The organism is uncultured Sphingomonas sp., assembly GCF_964021865.1.
Classification (GTDB): domain Bacteria; phylum Pseudomonadota; class Alphaproteobacteria; order Sphingomonadales; family Sphingomonadaceae; genus Sphingomonas.
On sequence record NZ_CAXIAM010000046.1, the window covers coordinates 1 to 20,278 of the forward strand.

The following is a 20,278-nucleotide window of genomic DNA, read 5'->3' on the forward strand; positions in this document are numbered from 1 at the left end:
ACCTCGACGGCACCAACATCTACATGACGCTGGCGGCGCTGTTCATCGCGCAGGCGTGCAACGTCGACCTGACGCTCGGCCAGCAATTGCTGCTGCTCGGCGTCGCGATGCTTTCGTCGAAGGGTGCGGCGGGCGTCACCGGCGCCGGGTTCATCACCCTGGCCGCGACGCTGTCGATCGTCCCGACCGTGCCGGTCGCGGGCATGGCGCTGATCCTCGGCGTCGACCGCTTCATGAGCGAATGCCGCAGCCTCACCAATTTCGTCGGCAACGCGGTGGCTGCGATCGTCGTCGCGCGGTGGGAGGGCAAACTCGACCGCACCGCGCTGGATGCGGCGCTCGCCGGCCGACCGCTACCGGCGGTGTCGGCGGCGCAACCGGCTGAATAACCGCCTCCTATTCTGGGACGGCCCGCTGCGGCCGTCCCATTTTGATACCGGTAACGTGCTCGCCCACGGTATACTTTCGCCTATATTTCCGCTAGTTAGCTCGCATTAAACGGGCAAGTACAGTCGTCTGGACGGGGATAATACGCTGGAGACCAAACAATCTTCACCATATCTCTGAGGTGCTTTTGAAGGATAGCTGCAGTAACAGGAACTTGTTCGTAGGCATGTCATCCTTTCTTGCGCGCTTTACCTGCCTCAGTAGAAGCGCCCGGACCGGTTACAGTCTTACGAAGCCGGATCGATAATTCCAGAATGTAAAAATAATCGTCTTAGTGACGCTAGGCAAAGGGGTGGAATCGGTGCCGAACTACGCGCTTGCACGGCAACATACTGTTCCACCAGGGGATATTCACGCGCTGTCGTGGCATCAGCGGACGGTTCCGCCAATGGCGGTGCTGCTGGCCGAATTCCACAGCAGCATGAGCATCACCGGCCTTCGCTACTTCAATGGCAACGTCGACCGGTTCATGGTCTTCTGCCTGCTCCTGCGCACCAGCATGTCGCAGCCGGACCAGCGGGGCACGATCTCGGTCCATTCCGCGGCGATGTCGCTAGGGCGCCCGTTCGAAACCGTGCGGCGCCATATCTGCGCCCTGCTCGAAGCGCGCGTCTGCGAGCGGATGCGCAACGGCGTCACGTTGTCGAGCGCGTTCTGGGGACGGCCGGACAATTGGCAGCAGCTGCGATATGCTCATGATTGTTTCGTGCGGCTGCTCGCGGATGCGGTGGCGATGGGGTTGATCGACGTGGCCAAGGTGCCGGCCGTCGTCTCCACGCGACTGTCGCTGTCCGATGGCCTCTGTGCAGCGATCGACCTCTTCCTCGCTCTGTTCGAGGCCAATCGCGCCTTGTGTGCGGAGCCGATCGACCTCGCGATCTTCTCGGTCGTGCTGCACGCCAACAATCAGTCGTTGAAGGCCGATCGCGTGATCGGCGGCTTCAACGCGCCGCCCGTGCTGCTGCCGCATCATGCGGTGCGCGTCGCGCAGGTCGCACGCGCACTATCGACCCCCGATACGACGGTGCGGCGCCGCGTCGCCCCGCTGACCGGCGAAGGCGGCCCCTATAGGCGCACGTCGAACGGCCTCTTGGTGTCGACCGATCGCCTGAGCGCGTGCGGCGAGCCCAGCGAGGCAAAGAGCGCCAAGCACGGATCGATCCGCCTGATCATCCGACGCGCGGTATCGGCCGGTCTGTCGCTGCGCGATCCGGCGACGTCCTATTGCGACGGACGGCCACCCTCGCCCCGCATCGACTGACGTCAGCCGTCGCGCGGCCGTTTGGGCACCAGCGTCGACAGGATCCCGCGCACGGTCCGCACCTCCTGGCTCGACCAGCCCGGTTTGGTCAGCAACGTCCGCAGCATCCGCCGGGTCGTGGGGGTGCGATCGGGCGGATAGAAATAACCGCCGTCGTCGAGCAGCGCGTCGAGCTGCGCGATCATCCCGTCCAGTTCGACCTGCGGCGCGGGCGGATCGGCATCGACCGCCGGCGGGCTCGCCAGCGCCTGCCCCTTCGACCATTCATAGGCGACCAGGATCACCGCCTGCGCCAGATTCAGGCTGCCGAAGTCGGGATTGATCGGCACGGTGATGATCGTCCGCGCCACCGCGACATCGTCGGTTTCCAGACCCGATCGCTCGGGCCCGAACAGGATCGCCGACCGCCCCGGCCCGGCATGGATCGTCCGTGCCGCCGCCGCCGGGGTGACGACCGGCTTGGTCACCCCGCGCTTGCGCACCGTCGTCGCGTAGACATGCACGCAATCCGCGACCGCCTCGGCCACGCTGTCGAACACCTGTGCACGCTCCAGCACGATGTCGGCGCCCGACGCCGCCGGCCCGGCCTGCGGATTCGGCCACCCGTCGCGCGGCGCGACCAGCCGCAGCTCGGCGAGCCCGAAATTGAGCATCGCACGCGCCGCCTTGCCGATGTTCTCGCCCAGTTGCGGGCGGACGAGGACGATGACGGGGGGCGGGGCGGCTGGCTGTCCGTCTGCCTCCCTTTGATCCCGAGAAGCGGCCGAGCCGGGCACCGCCACGCCTTCCACGCTCATTCCCCGTTCGTCCTGAGGAGAGGCTGAGCTTGTCGAAGCCTCGTCTCGAAGGACAGCCCGGCTCGCGAGGGATCGAACCGCCTCCCAATCTCCCCGAACCAGCGCGTCCTTCTTGGCACGCGACCACCCCTTGATCTGCCGCTCGGCGCCGAGTGCCTCATGGCGCGTGGGAAAGTGCTGCGACCACAGCAACTCGACGGGACGACGATTCTGCGTGTAGCCCGGTACTTCGCCGGATTGATGCGCGCCGATCCGCGCCTGGAGATTGTCGCTATGCCCGACGTAGTAACTGCCGTCGGCGCAGCGCAGGAGGTAGGTGTAGAAACTCACGCGGGGCGGGTCCTTCGAGACGAGGCTTCGACAAGCTCAGCCTCTCCTCAGGACGAACGGTGGGGATGTCAAATCGAGCTTTACCCCCGCCCCGCTTCCTCCACGCTCCCCGCGAATTCCTCGAAATCCCGCGCCTCGCTGAACTCGCGATAGACGCTAGCGAACCGGATATAAGCGACCGAATCAAGGACCTTCAGTCCCTCCATCACCATCTCGCCGATCCGTTTGGCCGACACCTCGGCCTCGCCGCTCGTCTCGAGGTGTCGCTGGATGCCGCTGACCAGCTTCTCCAGCCGCACCGGCTCCACCGGCCGCTTGCGCGCCGCGATCGCAATCGAGCGGAGCAGCTTCTCGCGGTCGAACGGCTCGCGCCGCGATTCGCTTTTCACCACCGTCAGATCACGCAACTGGATGCGCTCGAAGGTGGTGAAGCGCGCCGCGCAGCCCTCGCATTGCCGCCGCCGCCGGATCGCCGCCCCATCGTCCGTGGGGCGGCTGTCCTTCACCTGGCTGGCGTCATGTCCACAAAAAGGGCAGCGCATTCAGCGGGTCACTTGTTCTTGGTGCCCTTGTGATAGGCCCAGGCCGCGCCAGCGATCGCGCCGAAGATCGGCCCCACCACCGGCAGCGGGATCGCCACCACCGCGCCCAGCGCGCTCCACTTCGCCATGCTCTTGCCCAGCCCCGGCGTGTTCTTCACCGTGCCGCGCACTTCGTTCACCTTGCTGTCGAAATCGGCCACCGATCGTTCTCCTTAGCTGTAGATCGGGAAACGAGCGCACAGCGCGCGAACACGTTCCCGCACGTTCGCCTCGACCGTGGCGTCGCCGCCCTCGCCCTTCTCGCGCAAACCATCCAGCACGTCGGCGACCATATTGCCGATCTCGCGGAACTCGGCGGTGCCGAACCCGCGCGTCGTGCCCGCGGGCGAGCCGACGCGGATGCCGCTGGTCTTGACCGGGGGCAGCGGATCGTTGGGGATGCCGTTCTTGTTGCAAGTGATGCCGGCACGCTCCAGCGCCTCGTCCGCATCGCGGCCGGTGATGCCGAGCGGGGTGAGATCGACCAGCGCGAGATGTGTGTCGGTGCCGCCCGACACGAGATCCGCGCCGCGCTCCTTCAACGTCGCCGCCAGCACCTTGGCGTTCTCGACCACCGCCGCGGCATAGCTCTTGAACTCAGGGCGCAGCGCCTCGCCGAACGCCACCGCCTTGGCGGCGACGACGTGCATCAGCGGCCCGCCCTGCAGCCCCGGGAACACCGCCGAGTTGATCTTCTTGGCGATCGCCTCGTCATCGGTCAGCACCATGCCGCCGCGCGGGCCGCGCAGCGTCTTGTGCGTGGTGGTCGTCACGACATGCGCATGGCCGAACGGCGTCGGGTGGACGCCGCCCGCGACCAGCCCGGCGAAGTGCGCCATGTCGACCATGAAATACGCTCCGACCTTGTCGGCGATCGCGCGGAAGCGCGCGAAGTCGATGTGGCGCGGGTACGCAGAGCCACCGGCGATGATCAGCTTCGGCTGGGTCTCGACGGCCTGCTTCTCGACCGCGTCATAATCAATCAGATGCGTGTCGGCGGTCACGCCATATTGGACGGCGTTGAACCACTTGCCGCTCATCGCCGCGCGCGCGCCGTGCGTCAGGTGCCCGCCCGCGTCGAGGCTCAGCCCCAGGATCGTGTCGCCGGGCTTGACCAGCGCCAGCATCACTGCGCCGTTCGCCTGCGCACCCGAATGCGGCTGGACGTTGACGAAACCGCAATTGAAGAGCTGCTTGGCGCGATCGATCGCGAGCTGCTCGACCTCGTCGGACGGGTGACAGCCCTGATAGTAACGCTTGCCCGGATAGCCCTCGGCATATTTGTTGGTGAACACCGAGCCCTGCGCCTCCAGCACGGCGCGGCTGACGATATTCTCCGACGCGATCAGCTCAATCTGCGTCTGCTCGCGGGTCAGCTCGTGCTCGACGCCGGCGAACACCGCCGCGTCGGCGTCGGCGAGGCCACGGGTGAAGAAACCATCCGGCTGGATGTCGGAAAGCGAGGTCGGGTTGGTGCTCATGCGGGCTCCTTGAGCATGTCGACGCGCGCGGCATGGCGCCCGCCGAGGAAATCCGTGGACAGAAAGGTGCGAAGGCAGGCGCGCGCCATTTCGGGGCCGATCAGCCGCGCGCCGAACGCGATGGCATTGGCGTCGTTGTGTGCGCGCGCGAGCTCAGCCGACAGCGGCTCGCTCACCAAAGCGCAACGCACCGCCGGGTTGCGGTTGGCGGCGATCATGATGCCGATTCCCGATCCGCAGATCGCGACGCCGCGCTCCGCCTCGCCCGCCGCGAGTGCATCGGCCAGGCGGCGGCCGTAATCCGGATAGTCGACGCTGGCGGCCCCATGCGTGCCGAGGTCGATCACCTCATGCCCCTCGCTCGCCAGCCAGTCGCGCAGATCGTCCTTCAACGGAACGGCGGCATGGTCGCAGGCGATGGCGATACGCAAGGATCGACTCCCGGAATGATAGGATGGCCGCGCTCTAGCGATCCGCGCGCGCCAAAGCTACCCGGAACGCAGGCCCGACACTGCTGGTTGATGTACCATGACGACGCGCTTTCCGCTCCTGCTCGCCCCGCTCGCGCTGGCCGCCTGTGCGCAGCCGGCGCCCGACCCGTCGCCCAGCGGCACGCCCACCGAACGCGTTGGTCCCGTCGCGGCACCGCGCGACAATGCGGTCGAGCCCGCGGCGACCGCCGCGCGCGAGGAACGCTACCTCGGCCGCTGGATCGGGGTGGAGGGCATGTACCTCGACGTCACCCGCCGCGAGGCCGGCGGCGTGACGCTCGACATGCAATGGGACCTCGACCACCACGGCAAATTCGATGGATCGGTCACCGCCGAAGGCTTACGGTTCCTGCGCAATGGCGTGGCGGAAACCGCAGTGCCCGGGAACGGCGACGCGACCGGGCTCAAATGGCTGGCGGGCAAAAAGGATTGCCTGATCGTCAAACCGGGCGAAGGATATTGCCGAACGTAATCGTCATCCCCGCGAAGGCGGGGATGCAGACGCGCAGGTCTTCGTGAGCCGCAACGTCAGCGTTTCTGGATCCCCGCCTTCGTGAGAATGACGGACATACGCTAATCCCGTCCGGAAATCGCCCGGGCCAGCGCCAGCGTCCGCCGCGCCTCCTCCAGATGCAGCCGTTCCACCATCCGCCCGTCGACGCGGATCGCGCCCTCGTCCTCGCGCCCGTCGAAGGCCGCCGCCAGCAGCCGCGCCGCCGCAACCTCGGCGTCGGACGGCCCGAACGCGGCGTTCGCCGCCGCGATTTGTGCCGGGTGGATCAACGTCTTGCCGTCGAACCCGTAATCGCGACCCTGCGCGCATTCCGCCGCGATCGCCGCCTGATCGTCGAGCGTGTTGATGACGCCGTCGAATGCTACCAACCCCCGCGACCGCGCCGCCAGCACGATCTGCGCGAGCGCGGGCAGTAACGGTGCGCGGTCGGCGCCGACCCGGCACCGCAACTCGCGCGCCAGATCGTTCGTCCCCGCGACCAGCGCCGTCAGCCCGTGGGCTGCCGCAGCAGCGACGATCGCGGGCAGCCGCAACACCCCCTCGCACGTCTCGATCATCGCCCAGAGCGCGGGTCCGTCGCCCAGCGCGGCGCGCACGTCCGCCAAGGTCGCCGGGTCTTCCAGCTTGGGCAGCAGCACCGCGTCCACCCCGGCCCCGGCAAGCGCCGCCAGATCCTCCGCGCCCCACGGGGTGTCGAGCGCATTCACCCGCACCACCAGCTCACGCGCCCCGAATCCGCCCTCGCGAACCGCCGCGGTCGCCGCCGCGCGCGCTGCGTTCTTCTGCGCGGGCGCAACCGCATCCTCCAGATCGAGGATCACCACATCGCATGGCAAGGTCCGCGCCTTCTCGATCGCGCGGGCGTTCGAGGCCGGCAGGAACAGCGCGCTTCGCCGCGGACGCACCGCCGGCGTCATGCCGCGACGCCGCCGCCCGACAGCGGCGCGAACCGCGCGACCTGCCGCCCGATCAGCCGCAATTGCTCCACCACCGCCGGATCGCTCGCCCCGCCCTCGTCGTCGAAGCGCGTCACCTGCGTGTTGATCGCGGCGGCGAACGGCGTCGGCCACCCGCGCAGCGCATGGACGATCGAGCGCAGCGCCGCGATCGTCGAGCCGGTCGCCTGCCACCCATAAGCAGTCGCGATCAGCCCGACCGGCATGTCGGCGAGATACGGCCGCGAGTCGCGGGCGGTTTCCTCCAGCAGGTCCAGCGCGTTCTTCACCACGCCGGAGATGCTGCCGTGATAGCCGGGGCTGGAGATGATCACCGCCGACGCCTGCCGCACCGCCTCGACGAACGCCTGCTCCTCCGGCGTCCGCGAGGTCGCGCGCGGATCGTACAGCGGCAGCCGCGCCATGTCGGCGCCGCCGAACATCTGCGTGCGAAACCCCTGCGCCGCCGCCTCGCCCAGCGCGATCTTCAGCGCGCGCTCGGTCGACGACACGCCGCCGATCGTCCCGCCGATCCCCACCACCAGCGGCGCGCGCGCGCCTTTCGCATCATCCTGCATTTGGCTATCCTTCGTTCACGCGGGCGAGGCTTGCGACAACTGTTATATCAGCGTAAGACACCAACAGCCATGCGCCCCGACCCCTACGACACCGGCCGCGTCCGCTACAACCACGCACGCGGCGACAATCCGGGCGGCCCGCCCGATGAATTGCCGTCGTTCGGCGCGTGGCACGGCGAGTCCGCGCACGACAACGATCGCTACGGCGCCCCGCGCTTCGACGACGGCGGCGATCCGCCGCCGCGTCGCCGCCGGATCGCGTGGGGCACGTGGATCGTCCGCGGCCTTGCCGCGTCGATCGTCCTGTTCGTGCTCGCGGTCGTGTGGCTGGCGGTCACCGCGCCCTTGTCGCGCTCGCTCAAGCCGCCGACCCCGCCGTCGATCACGCTGACCGCGGCGGACGGCACGCCGATCGCGCGACGCGGCGCGATCATCGGCACGCCCGTCGACGCGAAGACGCTGCCCCCGCACGTCCGCGAAGCGTTCCTCGCGATCGAGGACCGGCGCTTCTATTCGCACTGGGGGATCGACCCGCGCGGCATCGCGCGCGCCGCCTGGGCGAACGTCGGTTCGGGCGGGGTCCGGCAGGGCGGCTCGACGATCACGCAACAGCTGGCGAAGAACGCCTTCCTCGATTCGGACCGCACCGCCGCGCGCAAGATCCGCGAGGTCATGATCGCCTTCTGGCTGGAGGCGTGGCTCAGCAAGGACGAGATCCTCTCGCGCTATCTGTCGAACGTCTATTTCGGCGACAACGTCTACGGCATCACCGCCGCGTCGAAGCATTATTTCGGCCGCACCCCGCAGAAGCTGAACGTCGGACAAGCCGCGATGCTCGCCGGTCTGGTCAAGGCGCCGTCGCGGCTCGCGCCGACCGGCAATCTGAAGGGCGCGCGCGCGCGGCAGGCGGTGGTGGTCGGCGCGATGGTCGACGCCGGCTTCCTCACCAAGGCCGAGGCCGCGACCGTCCAGCCGCAGCGCGTGCTCGCCGCGCGCGCCGACGCATTGCCGACCGGCACCTATTTCGCCGACTGGGTGCTCCCCACCGCGCGCGAGGTCGCCGGCGACGCGGGCACCGAGGCGACCGTCAAGACGACGCTCGACCGCGGGCTGCAATCGACCGCCGAGCGCGTCGTGCGCCAGGCGAGCCTGCGCGGGCTGCAGGCGGCGGTGGTCGCGATGCGCCCGGATGGCGAGGTCGTCGCGATGGTCGGCGGGCGCGATTACAAGACCAGCGCCTTCAACCGCGCGGTGCAGGCGAAGCGTCAGCCGGGCTCGACCTTCAAGCTGTTCGTCTATCTCGCCGCGTTGCGCGCCGGGCTGACCCCCGACGACGTCCGCGACGATTCGCCGGTCGAGATCGCCGGATGGAAGCCGCGCAACGACGACGGCCGCTATCTCGGCCCGATCACGCTGCGCCGCGCGTTCGCGCGCTCCTCGAACGTCGTCGCCGCGCGGCTGACGCAGGAGGTCGGCGTGCGCAACGTCATCAAGGCGGCGCGCGACCTGGGCATCACCACGCCGATCCCCAACGAGGCGACGATCGGGCTCGGCACCGCCGAAGTGTCGTTGCTCGAGCTGACCGGCGCCTATGCCGCGATCGCCAACGGCCGCTATCCGGTCACCCCGCGCGGGGTCGACGGCAGTCGCAACGCGAGCTGGTATGAGAAGATCGCCGGCCGCGACACCGAAATGCCCGCCAAGGTGCGCGACGCGATGCGCTCGTTGCTCGGCTCGTCGATCCGCGGCACCGGGCGCGACGCCAACCTGCCCGTCGATGCCTTCGGCAAGACCGGCACCAGCCAGGGCGGGCGCGACGGCTGGTTCATCGGCTTTGCGGGCAACCTCGTCGTCGGCGTGTGGGTCGGCAAGGACGACAGTTCGCCCAACCCCGGCCTGCACGGCGGCGGCATCCCGGCGCAGATCTGGCGGCAGTTCATGATGTCGGCGCTGCACATCCCGGTCGTCGTCGCGCCCGAAGCCGACGAGATGGGCGTGCCGCTCGACAATATGAACGACGCGCTCGATCAGTTCGGCCGCGCGCTCGACGGCGCGCAACCGTCGATCGAGGATGCGGTCGACCGACTGCGCGAGCTGGGGATCGAGTTGCCGCAGCCGCCGGAGCCGCGCCAGCGCGTACCCGTCGAACGCTATCCCGACGATCGCGGACCGCCCCGCGAGGGCGAGGGCGGCCCGGACGAGGATTACGACTACCGCTTCTAAAGGGGGATGACGGAGCAAGCTGATGTGGTCCCGCACCGCGACCCTTGCTCCGCCGCACCGAACGTAGAGGAGCACGTCACCACTCTGCCTTGACCACGCCGCCCTCACGCTTATTGTCTTACAAAAAGCGGGAGAAGAGCTGTTCCGGGTCGATTGCTGATAGCCGCTGCGACGTCGCTGGCCGCGCTCGCCGCTCCCGTCGCCGCGCAGGAGCGCGCCGTCACCGTCACGCTGCGCCCGGCGGTCGACCGCCCTTCGACGACGTTCGAAGGCTGGGGCACCGCACTCGCGTGGTTCGCGGACGTCACCGGCGGCTGGCCCGATGCGGAGCGCGAGCGGCTTGCCGATCTCTTCTACGGCAAGGACGGCCTCGGCTGGACGATCGCGCGCTACAATATCGGCGGCGGCAATGCCGCGGGCACCAAGCCGTATCTGCGTCCCGGCGGCGCGGTACCGGGCTTCTGGCGGCAACCCTCCGGCGTGCAAGGCCGCGACTGGTGGCGCGCCGATGATCCGGCGATGTGGGACTGGTCGCAGGATCAGCGCCAGCGCTGGTGGCTCGACGCGATCCGCGATCGCGTGAAGACGCCGATCTTCGAGGCCTTCTCCAATTCGCCGCCGTGGTTCATGACCGTCTCGGGTCGCGTCTCGGGGGCCGAGAAGGCCACCGACGACAATCTGCGTCCCGGCTTCGAACAGCCGTTCGCAACCTATCTCGCGCGCAGCGTGGCCGAATTGCAGAAGCGCCACCGCATCACCTTCCGCACGCTCTCGCCGGTCAACGAGCCCAACACCGATTACTGGTTCGCCGCCAACAAGCAGGAAGGCGCGCACTGGAGCCCGGCGCGACAGGCCGCGATGGTCGACGCCACCGATGCCGCGCTCAAGGCGCAGGGGCTGAAGACCGTCGTCGCCGCGCCGGACGAGACCAATTCGGTGCTCTTCCTCGCCGATTGGGCGGCCTATCCCGCCGCCACGCGCGCGCGGATCGGGCAGCTCAACGTCCACAGCTATGGCACCATCCACCAGACCGGCGTGCGCGACGCCGCCCGCGCCGCCGGCATCCGGTTGTGGATGAGCGAGAATGACGCGCCGCTCGACAAGGACCCGGAGGATTTCGCCGGCATGGCCTCGCCGCTGGCGATGGCCGAGCATATCGTGCTCGACATCAAGCGGCTGGAGCCCGCCGCCTGGGTGTTCTGGCAGGCGGTCGAGACGCTCAGCACCGTCGACCGCGCGAAGGGCAGCAATTGGGGGCTGGTCAAGGCCGACCTGCGCAGCCCCGCGACCGCGTCCCATGCGATCCATGTCACGCAGAAATATTGGGCGATGGCGCAGTTCAGCCGCTACATCCGCCCCGGCGACCGGCTGGTCCCCGTCGACGATCTCGACACGATCGGCGCACTGTCGCCGGACGGACGACGCCTGACGCTCGTCCACGTCAACCCCGGCGTCACCTCGCGCCAGCTCGCGCTGCCCGCCGGCTGGACGACGCAGATGGTCGTCACCGATGCGACCCGCCGCGCGACCTGCGTGCCGGGAACGCTCGCCCCCGCGCGTGCGATCGTCACCCTCATCCTGCGCCGCGATGGCGCGAAGGACCTGCCATGCCCCGCCTGACTGCCCATCTGCACCGTTTCGCGCCCGCGCTGCTGCTGCTCGCCGCGCCGCTGACGCTCGCCGCCGACGAACCCGCGCGCTGGGACGCGCCGGGGGCGGGCAACCCGCTGCTCCCCGGTTACTTCGCCGATCCCTCGATCGTCCACGACGGCGACCGCTGGTATATCTTCGCGACGATCGATCCGTGGGGCGACAAACGGCTCGGGCTGTGGACGTCGGAGAACGGCCGCGACTGGCGCTTCTCGACGCCGAACTGGCCGACCAAGGCCGCCGCGACCAGTCCGACCTCGGGCGATTCGAAGGTCTGGGCGCCGTCGGTGGTCCGCGCCGCGAACGGTCGCTGGTTCATGTACGTGTCGGTCGGCAGCGAGGTGTGGGTCGGCACTGCCCCTGCACCCGCCGGTCCGTGGCGCGACGCCAACGGCGGCAAGCCGCTGATCGCCCGCGACTTCGCACCCGCCTATCACATGATCGATGCCGAGGCGTTCATCGACGACGACGGTCGGGCGTATCTTTACTGGGGATCGGGGCTCAACTGGACCAACGGTCATTGCTTCGTGGTCCGGCTCAAGCCCGATATGGTCACCTTCGACGGCACACCGCGTGACGTGACCCCGGCGAATTACTTCGAAGGGCCGTTCATGGTGAAGGCCAAGGGCCGCTATCTGCTCACGTACAGCGACGGCAACACCACCAGGGACACGTACAAGGTCCGCTACGCGATCGGCGCGACGCCGTTCGGCCCCTTCCACGAGGCGCTCAACAGCCCGCTGCTCCAGACCGACGCCGCGCGCGACATCGTCAGCCCCGGGCACCACGCCGTGTTCCGCTCGCAGGGGCAAAACTACATTCTCTACCACCGCCAGTCGCTGCCGTGGCCGCAATCCGGCGATACGGTGTTGCGACAGGTGGCGGTCGATCCGCTGACGATCGCGGACGACGGTACGTTCGTGCCCGTCCGCCCGACGCACGGCAGCGCGGTCGCGGGCTTCGCCGCCGCACGCGATCGGGGACTGACGTGGACGCCGGTCGGTGGCCGCGAGACGACCAAGGCCGCCGACGACAATTACGCGACGCTGTGGCGGGCCCCCGCGAGCGGAACGGGCACGATCGTCGCCGATCTCGGCACGGTCCGTCAGGTCGCCGGTAGCCGCCTCCGCCCGGAATTTGCGACCCGCCGCTACCGCTACGCCCTCGACACCTCGCGCGACGGCAAGCGCTGGACGCGGCTGCTCGCACCGGGCGAGCATCAGGGGTCCCCGGTGACGCTGCGCCACCCCGTCACCACACGCTATCTGCGGCTTACCGTCGCGACGCCCGGTGCCGGCCTGTGGGAATGGTCGATCGACGGCGAAGCGGCGCAACGCCGCTAACCTCTCCGTTTCCGTCGCCCCGGACTTGATCCGGGGCCCCGCTTCTTCTTTGAGCGCGCGATCAAGCGAGGCCTTGGAGCCAAGCGCGACGCAGCAAGGTTACTTCACCACCTGCGCCAACCCCGCCGCATCCTGCCCGCTCGGCAGCTTCCCCGATGCACTCAACCGACCCGCGGCATCGTCCCACGTCAGCGTCGCGCTACGCCCGCCCTTGGTGCGGTAATCGTTGGTCGTCCCGTCATCGTCGTACAGCGTGAAACTGGTGCTACGCCCCGGATAGACGCGGATCTGCTCCAGCTTCTGGTCGGTCGCGGTGCTCGGCACCGCTGCGCCGAACGGGACGATCGAGCCCGCCCGCACAAACAGCGGGATCTGGTCGATCGGTGCCGCCGCGGTGATCGTCTGCCCGCCGGTATAGCGGCGGTTCGTCCAGTAATCGTACCAGTCCGCCCCCGCCGGCAGATACACCTTGCGCTCGGTGATCCCCTGATCGGTCACGGGCGCGACCAGGAACGCCGGCCCGAACATATATTGGTCGCCGATCGTCGCCACGTTCGGATCGTTGGGGAAGTCCATGAACAGCGCGCGCATGAACGGCGCGCCGGTCTTGTAGGTGCCATACCCCAGCGAATAGAGATACGGCATCAGCGCGTAGCGGAGCTTCAGGAACTTCGCGAGCACCGGCTCGGCCGCCGCGCCATATTCCCAGATCGCGGTTGCGGGGCGCTGTCCGTGGATCCGCAGCGTCGGCGTGAAGCTGTTGTACGCGAACCAGCGCGCGAACAGCTCCGGGTAATCGGGATAGTTCGCCCCCATCGCGGTCGCGCCGGCCGGGTCGAGCAGCACCGGGCGCGGCGCGACCGGCCCGTTCGGCCACTGCCACCCGCCGGTGTCGCTGCTCCAATAGGCCATGCCGCTCGCGGTGAAGCCGAGGCCGGTGGGCACCTGTCGCTTGAGCACCTCCCACGTCGACTGCACGTCCGACGACCAGAACAGCGCCCCCGTCCGCTGCACGCCCAGATAGGCGGCACGCGACAGGATCAGGTTGCGCAGGTTGGGCCGATCGCGCGCGCTGCCCTGCGCCACCCCGCCGGTATGGACCAGCGGGAACAGATTGTGGAAGCGATCGCCGGTGCCGATCGAATAATGGTAGCCGTCCGGGACCAGATCGGGCTCGGTCTCGTCGAGCCAATACCATTCGAAACCCTGCGACCCGAGGTTGTCGCGGATTTTCTCCCAGAACCAGCCGCGTGCCTCCGGGTTGGTCGAATCGATCAGCGCGCCCGCGCGGTCGGACCGGACCGCCAGCCCGTCGACGGGCGTGCCGTCCTTGTGCTGGAGCAGCCAGCCCTTGGCGGCCAGCATGTCGTAATAGCGCGACTCTTTTTCGAACCGCGGCCAGACGCTGATGATCGAGCGCATGCCCTTGGCCTTCAGCGCCTCGTTCATCCCCTTGGGGTCGGGGAAGAAGGTCCGGTCGATGTCGAGCTGGCCCATCCGCGTCCAGTAGAACCAGTCGAGCACCATCACGTCGAGCGGATAGCCGCGCCGCCGATAGCCGTCGGCGATGTCGAGCAGCTCCTTCTGTGTCTCATAGCGCGCCTTGGACTGGATCAGCCCGAAGGCGGCCTTCGGGGGCAGCGGGGTCGTGCCGGTCAGCTTCGCATAACCGGCGTACAAGTCGTCACTCGTTGCGCCCGTGATGACGAAAAACGAGACTCTTTCGCCCACGTTCGACTGAAAGTGGGTGCTATTATTGAGGCCGGCGGAGACCGTAAGCGCCGAAGGATTGTCCCAAACGATCCCGTAGCCCTTGTTCGTGACCATGAACGGCACGCACACCGTCTCGCCCGCCGGCGCGTCGTAATTGTGCCGGCAGTCGATCGTGCGTCCCTTAAGGTCCAGAATTCCTTCCTGATTTTGCCCCAGCCCATAGAAATGCTCGTTCGGCTGGACCGAGAAGCTGGCGCCCACCTTGAACGTCTGCTCGCCGGTGACGGTATGCGGCGCCCGCTCCCACCCCTTCATCTCGGTCAACCCCCGCCCTCCGGCATCCGCAAAAGCGATCGACACCGGCGGCAAAGACGGCGCGAAATAACGCTGCATCTGCGACGGCGCGCCCGGCCACGGCTGCGCCTTGACGGTCACCGTCATCGCCGATGAAGCAAAAACGTCGCCGGCCGCGTCGGTGCGATGCTGCCAGCCGGCGAAATCGGCGCTCGCATTCGGTCCCTCACCCGGCGGCGCATCGGCCAGCTTGCGCTCCAGTGCGATCGTGACGCGAACGATGTTCGGCGCATACGGCTCGACCGCGACCAGCGCGCCATTGCGATCCACGGTGGCAAGCGGCGCTGCCGACGCGGACGCCGAAACGAGCGCGGCCGCCCCCAACAGCGTGGCACGCCACACGCGCCTGCCCTCGATCCGATCCGCCTGCCCGATCATCACTCACTCCCCGTTGCGTTCAGCGTTCGTAGCGCTACCATTCCTTTGCGGCAGGATGCACCGCTGCACAAGTCGACCTCGGCCGAGGTGACGGGGGAGAGGAAATGATCGGACGTACCACCATTGCCGCGGGGCTGCTGCTTGCGACCGCCGATGTCGCTGCCGCGCAACTTCCCCGGCTGGAGAGCCGCAACGGTCGTCATGCGCTGATCGTAGACGGCGCGCCTTTCACGATCCTCGGGGGGCAGGTCAATAATTCAAGCAACTACCCAGAAGTGCTGAAAACCGCGTGGCCGGTACTCGATCGCATCCACGCCAACACGATCGAGGTGCCGATCGCTTGGCAGCAGGTCGAACCGCAGGAAGGCCACTTCGATCTCTCCTTCCTCCAGCAATTGCTCGACCAGGCGCGCGCGCACGATAAGCGTGTCGTGCTGCTGTGGTTCGGGACGTGGAAGAACACGTCCCCTGCCTACACGCCCGATTGGGTGAAGCTCGACAATCGCCGCTTTCCGCGAATGAAGAAGCGCGATGGTAGCGATCACGGCGTGCTTAGCCCGCATGGTGCCGCGACGTTGGCGGCGGATCGCACGGCGTTCGTCAAGGTCATGGAATACCTCCGCGATCATGATCCGCAGCATACCGTCATCATGGTCCAGCCCGAGAACGAAACCGGCAGCTACCGCAACCCTCGCGATTACGCCCCGGTCGCCGATGCGCTGTTCGCCAAGGCCATTCCGGGAGCGCTCGCAAAACGGGTCGGGCGGAGCGGAACATGGTCGCAGGTCTTCGGCGCGCAGGCCGATCGCGCGTTCAACACCTGGTACGTCGCCTCCTACGTCGATGCGATCGCCGCGGCCGGCAAGGCGGTCAAACCGCTACCGATGTACGTCAACGCGGCGCTCGCCGGCCCGTCGAACGTCCCCGACCCTGACGGCGTGGCGAGCGGTGGGCCGCAGCAGGATGTGCTCGACATCTGGAAAGCCGCCGCGCCGCACGTCGATTTCGCCGCGCCCGACATCTATGACCGCAAGAGCGCCAACGCGACGGCGTACCTCGACCAATATGCCCGCCCCGACAACGCGTTGATGGTACCCGAGGTCGGCAATGCGCGGGACTTCCACCGCTATGCCTATGCGGCGCTGGGCCGCGGCGCGATCGGCTATGCGCCGTTCGGCATGGACGACAGCGGCTATTTCAACTTCCCGCTCGGCGCGCGCGACCTGAGCGACGCGACGCTCGCACCCCTGACACTGACCTACGCCATGTTCGGCTCGATCATGCGCGACTGGGCGCGGATCGCCTATGAGCGTCCGACCTGGGGCGTTGCGAAGCCCGACGATGGCGCGGCCCAATCCACGCGCATGGGCGCGTGGACGATCAAGGCCTCCTGGGGCGAATGGCAGTTCGGGATGCGCGACTGGACGTGGCTCAAGGCCGACCCGGCACCGTGGGCCCATGAGCCGATCGGCGGAATGGCCGTCGCGCAGCTCTCCGCCGACGAATTCCTGATCGTCGGGGATCATGTCCGCGTTCAGATCGACGCGACCGACAAGATGCCCGGCGCGATGATGCTGCGGGTCGAAGAGGGGAGCTTCGACAAGGGTCGGTGGGTGACATCGCGGGTCTGGAACGGCGACCAGACCGACTACGGGATCAATCTGGCCGCCCGCCCGCAGGTGTTGAAGGTGACGATGGGTCGCTACCGCTGAAGTAGCTGGCTGGCGGAGAACATTTTCTCCGCTCACCATGGCGAGCAACACGTTGGGCCCGAGGTGCCGGCAGGTTTTTGGGCTGGCGTCGTGTTCAAGATGGTTACGGGCACGTGGAGCCACTTTGATTTGCCTACCCATTGTCGCCACTAAATCTTTAAATCGGTCGAAAATTGCTGAGTCCCGAATTGGGCCGCTCTGCACAAGTAATCTGCTGCTAATAGCATTTGGTCGTGAATGAGAAACAGGCGATATGAGGGAAAGTCATTCACGAGGTGCTTTTGGAGCACGGCGAGGTGCGGCCAGATCCCAGAAAAAAGTATGTTTCGTTTTGGTCGGAGTGGCTGGGCAAGATCGGTCCTACCTGTTTGGATGAAGTCAGCGATGAGGAATGGTTAGTGTCAGGGCTCATTGATGTGAGCGTTGTGACCTGGATCCGGCTCTGTAAGGAGATTCGATTGAGCGCCCCTTTTCGGGCTGACGGACGAGCAGATTAAGTGCTGCGACCGTGCTTTTCGCGAGGCCATCATAAGCCTCGGGTGGATGACCGGCGGGTGTTAAGCGGCACCATATTCATCAATCGCAATGGCCTGCGCTAGCGCGATCTGCCCAGCGCCTATGCTCCTCACAAGCGCTGTACAACCGGCGGAAACGTTGCGGGGAGCGAGGTGTACTCACGAGCATGATGGAGGGGCTGGCTGGGGGCGATGCCGAGCTCAAGACCGTCATGGTCGACGCGACATACATCAACGCGTATCTCGCGGCATCGAGCTTGCGGTTTACAATGGAGATCTCGGCCTCCTTCTCGAACGCATGAAAACGAAGCTCCATGCCATCGCCGACGCGAACGGCCGCCGCTGGAGCATCTTCAAGACCGCTGGGCAAGTCAGCGACTACACCGGCGCGGCAGCGCTGATGGACGAGCTACCAAAAGCGCATTGGCTGCTCGGCGACCGGGGCGGCTAGGACGCTGATTTGGTCAGGGACTGTCTTGAGGCCCCGGGCGTTCAGCCCCGTACGCGGATCGCATGTTGCGCATTGGGCCAGTTAGATACGACAAGCGCCGCTGCCGGTGCCGCAGCCGCGTCGGAATTCATGGCCGCCTCAAAGACGGGTGCCGGGCCGCCACCCGACACGATCGCTGCCCCGAAGCCTTCTTCGCCGCCCTTGGCCTCGCTGCCACCGTCATCTTCTGACTGTGATCAACAAGTCCTGATCCTAAGTCCATTAGGTGAGACGGGGTAAATCAGGTTAATACGGTAACGACGATTGGTGTATGATCCTCCGTATCTTGCCGTCCTCGCATTCCTTAAACACAAAGCTCTTGTTGACGAAAATGTAGCTGTCCTCCTGACTGATGAAATGCACATCGCATGACACGATTGCGAGATCGCCATGCATAATTAAATCCTTCTTGCTGTACCATATCTTCACCCAAGGCTCTAGCTTGAACAAATTCCATCAGGAAATCGGTGCTTCCACCCACAAGATTGGCCATCGCACCGTCCTTCGTCGGGCGGCACGTCCGATTGCCAAAGGTGGGTCAGTTTGAACAGCACGTTGCGTAATTGTCCGTCAGCACCTTCGTCCCAACTGCTCCCGGATCGCCACCGACATGCGCCTGCGCGGGAGGGAGCCATGCGCCCCGAGCGTCACCTCCGTGGCGTTGAATCCCGGCATGCGCCCGACGGAGCCTCTACCTAACAGATTGGAACCTAGCCGGCGTACCGCGTGACCGCCAGCATCAATGCGACCCCCGCCAACACCGCGCACGTGGTACGAAGGCGTCCGTCCCTCGCCAGGCTCCGCGGCAGCAACTCGCACGCGCCGATGTAGAGGAACACGCCGGCGAAGATCGCCATCAGCGGGGCGAACACCGCGTCCGGCAGCCGTATCAGTAGCCCGGTCGCCGCGCCGGCGAGCGGGGCCAGGCCGTTGGCGACAAGCCATCTCACCGCCAGCCCGCGATGCGCGATCGAGAGCGCGAGACTGACCGTGTTGACCCCGTCAGCCAGGTCGTGCGTCAGCACCGCCAGTGCGACGGCCCAGCCAATCTCCGGCGCAATCTGAAAGGCCATGCCCATCAGCAATCCGTCGATAAAACTATGTAACGTCAGGCTGGCCGGCCCGAGATGCGCCTGCCATCGAACCCGCTTTTCCGCCGTGGCGAGAAGGCGACTGAGCAGGAGGTAACCGGCGAAGCCAAGTGCCGCGAGCGCAATCGTGCCTCGATGCGTGTAGCTCCCCTCGGCAAACTCGAGCGCCTCGGGCAGAAGGTCGAAGAACGCCACGCCGAGCACGACGCCTGCCGCGATCGCCAGGATCGCGGTCATCCGATCGGCCAATCGGAACGCCAGCAGGCCGCCGGCGATCGTCGCCGCGCTGGCGGCGATGCCGAACGCGATCGGGAGAAACGGGATGGTCACGGGCGGTGTCCCGGCAGCGCCACTGCTGACACCCCTCGCCTGCGCCATCTCGGTTGCGCACCTAAAATCATTCCGCTCCGACCAATTCAGCTGTCTCATCGACGACGGGCGGCGTTACAACGTAACACCTGGCCTAGCTAGCGTTGTCGCCCACGCTCGTCTCTGATCTAGCCCAACACCCCGGGCGGTGTCGCCTCAGGCTAGCCTTGCGCGCCTGACAGCAGTGATCAATGATCGGTAGACGAGTCATTGGTTGACGCAATCCGGCATGGTGTTGCGTCGCAGCGCGATGGCGGTATGGAATGTTGCAACATACCAATCATCTCGGCACCTTATGGTCGTCGTGCCTCAGGAGCCCGCATGTCTCTGATTTTCGTGTCCCGCCCGCGTCGTCCTTCCGCTTTCGGCTTGGCGCTTGCCTTCGGTGCCGCCCCGCTAGCGGCGGAGGCACAGGAGAAAACGGAGGAGCGGACCGACATCGTGGTCCTCGGAATGCGCCGTACGGTGGATCGCACGCTCTCGTCCGATCCCGCGACCGAGCGCATGTCGCAGTCGAGCCGCTCGCTCGAACGCGACGTGCTCGAGGCTGCCGGCACCTATCGGCTGAGCGACACGCTGGAGCTAGTGAGTGGCTTCAGTCAGCAGAACAATCGCGGCGGCGTGCTCGACAATTTCGCCATTCGCGGTTTTACCGGGACACCCGACGGCGGCGCCGAATTCTACGTCGACGGCTTCGTCGCCAACCGCGGCATGGCGCCGCCGCGCGACCCCGCGACGGTCGAGCGGATCGAGGTGCTGAAGGGACCCGCCGGCGCGGTGTTCGGCGACGTCGATCCGGGCGGGCGAGGCGAAGGCCGCGGTGGAGGCGCCCGTCGCGCCGTGGCTGCGCTTCCGGCTGGAGGCGGACAACCTGTTCGACGCGCGTTACGCGGCCAGTTCGTACAGCCGGCCGTGGATCTATCCCGGCGCGCCCCGCACCGTCCGCGCCTCGCTACGGCTCGACATCTGACCGTCGCATCAGCGGAAATGATGTAACATTGCCCCTACTGCCAAGACAGATGCGA

At 67.1% G+C, this 20,278-nt stretch carries 18 protein-coding genes and 2 pseudogenes; 9 read left to right on the top strand and 11 right to left on the bottom strand.

What is annotated here, in order from left to right; genetic code table 11:
* Together AADI75_RS12085 and AADI75_RS12090 are read left to right on the top strand one after the other, a co-directional pair.
* Positions 1-389: cation:dicarboxylase symporter family transporter (locus AADI75_RS12085; RefSeq protein ID WP_341209271.1), on the top strand; the 389-nt coding region annotated here is incomplete at its 5' end.
* 446 nt (positions 390-835) lie between these two features.
* Positions 836-1,708 (top strand): hypothetical protein, encoded by an 873-nt coding sequence (locus AADI75_RS12090; protein ID WP_341209272.1) that lies wholly within the window; start codon positions 836-838, stop codon positions 1,706-1,708.
* Between the two features lie 2 nt (positions 1,709-1,710).
* Here the strand turns inward: AADI75_RS12090 and AADI75_RS12095 are convergent, their stop codons facing one another.
* From AADI75_RS12095 to rpiB, 6 genes and pseudogenes are all read right to left on the bottom strand, one after another.
* Positions 1,711-2,505: an RNA methyltransferase gene (locus tag AADI75_RS12095; protein WP_341209294.1), complete on the bottom strand. Its 795-nt coding sequence runs from the start codon at positions 2,503-2,505 to the stop codon at positions 1,711-1,713.
* A gap of 123 nt (positions 2,506-2,628) precedes the next feature.
* Positions 2,629-2,835: pseudogene (locus AADI75_RS12100) on the bottom strand (GIY-YIG nuclease family protein); the annotation flags it as partial.
* A gap of 80 nt (positions 2,836-2,915) precedes the next feature.
* The gene (nrdR, locus tag AADI75_RS12105; RefSeq protein ID WP_341209273.1) at positions 2,916-3,377 is read right to left on the bottom strand and encodes a transcriptional regulator NrdR; all 462 of its coding nucleotides are present in this window, start codon (positions 3,375-3,377) and stop codon (positions 2,916-2,918) included.
* An 8-nt stretch (positions 3,378-3,385) separates the two neighbouring features.
* Positions 3,386-3,577, bottom strand: coding sequence for a hypothetical protein (locus AADI75_RS12110; protein WP_341209274.1), 192 nt, complete (start codon positions 3,575-3,577; stop codon positions 3,386-3,388).
* 12 nt (positions 3,578-3,589) lie between these two features.
* Positions 3,590-4,897: a serine hydroxymethyltransferase gene (glyA, locus tag AADI75_RS12115; protein ID WP_341209275.1), complete on the bottom strand. Its 1,308-nt coding sequence runs from the start codon at positions 4,895-4,897 to the stop codon at positions 3,590-3,592.
* Positions 4,894-5,328, bottom strand: a complete 435-nt coding sequence (rpiB, locus tag AADI75_RS12120; RefSeq protein WP_341209276.1) for a ribose 5-phosphate isomerase B — start codon at positions 5,326-5,328, stop codon at positions 4,894-4,896. The genes glyA and rpiB overlap by 4 nt, the downstream gene beginning before the upstream one ends.
* Positions 5,329-5,425: 97 nt before the next feature.
* On the opposite strand from rpiB, the gene AADI75_RS12125 reads away from it, so the two are divergent.
* Positions 5,426-5,860: a hypothetical protein gene (locus AADI75_RS12125; protein WP_341209277.1), complete on the top strand. Its 435-nt coding sequence runs from the start codon at positions 5,426-5,428 to the stop codon at positions 5,858-5,860.
* A gap of 101 nt (positions 5,861-5,961) precedes the next feature.
* Here AADI75_RS12125 and AADI75_RS12130 read toward each other — a convergent pair whose 3' ends face one another.
* Both AADI75_RS12130 and AADI75_RS12135 read right to left on the bottom strand, forming a co-directional pair.
* Entirely contained in the window at positions 5,962-6,819 is an 858-nt protein-coding gene (locus tag AADI75_RS12130; RefSeq protein WP_341209278.1) for a CoA ester lyase, read from the bottom strand.
* The gene (locus tag AADI75_RS12135; RefSeq protein WP_341209279.1) at positions 6,816-7,415 is read right to left on the bottom strand and encodes an NADPH-dependent FMN reductase; all 600 of its coding nucleotides are present in this window, start codon (positions 7,413-7,415) and stop codon (positions 6,816-6,818) included. The genes AADI75_RS12130 and AADI75_RS12135 overlap by 4 nt, the downstream gene beginning before the upstream one ends.
* Before the next feature lie 69 nt (positions 7,416-7,484).
* Here AADI75_RS12135 and AADI75_RS12140 point away from each other — a divergent pair, with 69 nt between their 5' ends.
* The 3 genes from AADI75_RS12140 to AADI75_RS12150 all read left to right on the top strand — a co-directional run bounded on the left by AADI75_RS12140 (position 7,485) and on the right by AADI75_RS12150 (position 12,631).
* Positions 7,485-9,638 carry a transglycosylase domain-containing protein gene (locus tag AADI75_RS12140; RefSeq protein WP_341209280.1) on the top strand — a complete coding sequence of 718 codons (2,154 nt, stop codon included), beginning with the start codon at positions 7,485-7,487 and terminating at the stop codon, positions 9,636-9,638.
* 153 nt (positions 9,639-9,791) lie between these two features.
* Positions 9,792-11,258 (top strand): glycoside hydrolase, encoded by a 1,467-nt coding sequence (locus AADI75_RS12145; RefSeq protein WP_341209281.1) that lies wholly within the window; start codon positions 9,792-9,794, stop codon positions 11,256-11,258.
* The gene (locus AADI75_RS12150) at positions 11,246-12,631 is read left to right on the top strand and encodes a family 43 glycosylhydrolase (protein ID WP_341209282.1); all 1,386 of its coding nucleotides are present in this window, start codon (positions 11,246-11,248) and stop codon (positions 12,629-12,631) included. The genes AADI75_RS12145 and AADI75_RS12150 overlap by 13 nt, the downstream gene beginning before the upstream one ends.
* 99 nt (positions 12,632-12,730) lie before the next feature.
* Here the strand turns inward: AADI75_RS12150 and AADI75_RS12155 are convergent, their stop codons facing one another.
* Positions 12,731-15,076: a TIM-barrel domain-containing protein gene (locus tag AADI75_RS12155; RefSeq protein WP_341209283.1), complete on the bottom strand. Its 2,346-nt coding sequence runs from the start codon at positions 15,074-15,076 to the stop codon at positions 12,731-12,733.
* Positions 15,077-15,180: 104 nt separating this feature from the next.
* Between AADI75_RS12155 and AADI75_RS12160 the strand changes: the two genes are divergently transcribed.
* Together AADI75_RS12160 and AADI75_RS12165 are read left to right on the top strand one after the other, a co-directional pair.
* Positions 15,181-16,788 carry a DUF5597 domain-containing protein gene (locus tag AADI75_RS12160; protein ID WP_341209284.1) on the top strand — a complete coding sequence of 536 codons (1,608 nt, stop codon included), beginning with the start codon at positions 15,181-15,183 and terminating at the stop codon, positions 16,786-16,788.
* A gap of 477 nt (positions 16,789-17,265) precedes the next feature.
* Positions 17,266-17,984 (top strand): annotated as a pseudogene (locus AADI75_RS12165) (IS5 family transposase).
* Positions 17,985-18,097: 113 nt separating this feature from the next.
* Here the strand turns inward: AADI75_RS12165 and AADI75_RS12170 are convergent.
* Complete coding sequence (locus tag AADI75_RS12170; RefSeq protein ID WP_341209285.1) at positions 18,098-18,286, bottom strand: hypothetical protein; 189 nt, start codon at positions 18,284-18,286, stop codon at positions 18,098-18,100.
* Positions 18,287-18,503: 217 nt separating this feature from the next.
* On the bottom strand, positions 18,504-19,214 hold the full coding sequence (locus AADI75_RS12175) for a ZIP family metal transporter (protein ID WP_341209286.1): 711 nt from the start codon (positions 19,212-19,214) through the stop codon (positions 18,504-18,506).
* 249 nt (positions 19,215-19,463) lie between these two features.
* On the opposite strand from AADI75_RS12175, the gene AADI75_RS12180 reads away from it, so the two are divergent.
* Positions 19,464-20,249 carry a Plug domain-containing protein gene (locus tag AADI75_RS12180; RefSeq protein ID WP_341209287.1) on the top strand — a complete coding sequence of 262 codons (786 nt, stop codon included), beginning with the start codon at positions 19,464-19,466 and terminating at the stop codon, positions 20,247-20,249.
* The last annotated feature ends 29 nt before the right edge of the window (positions 20,250-20,278 follow it).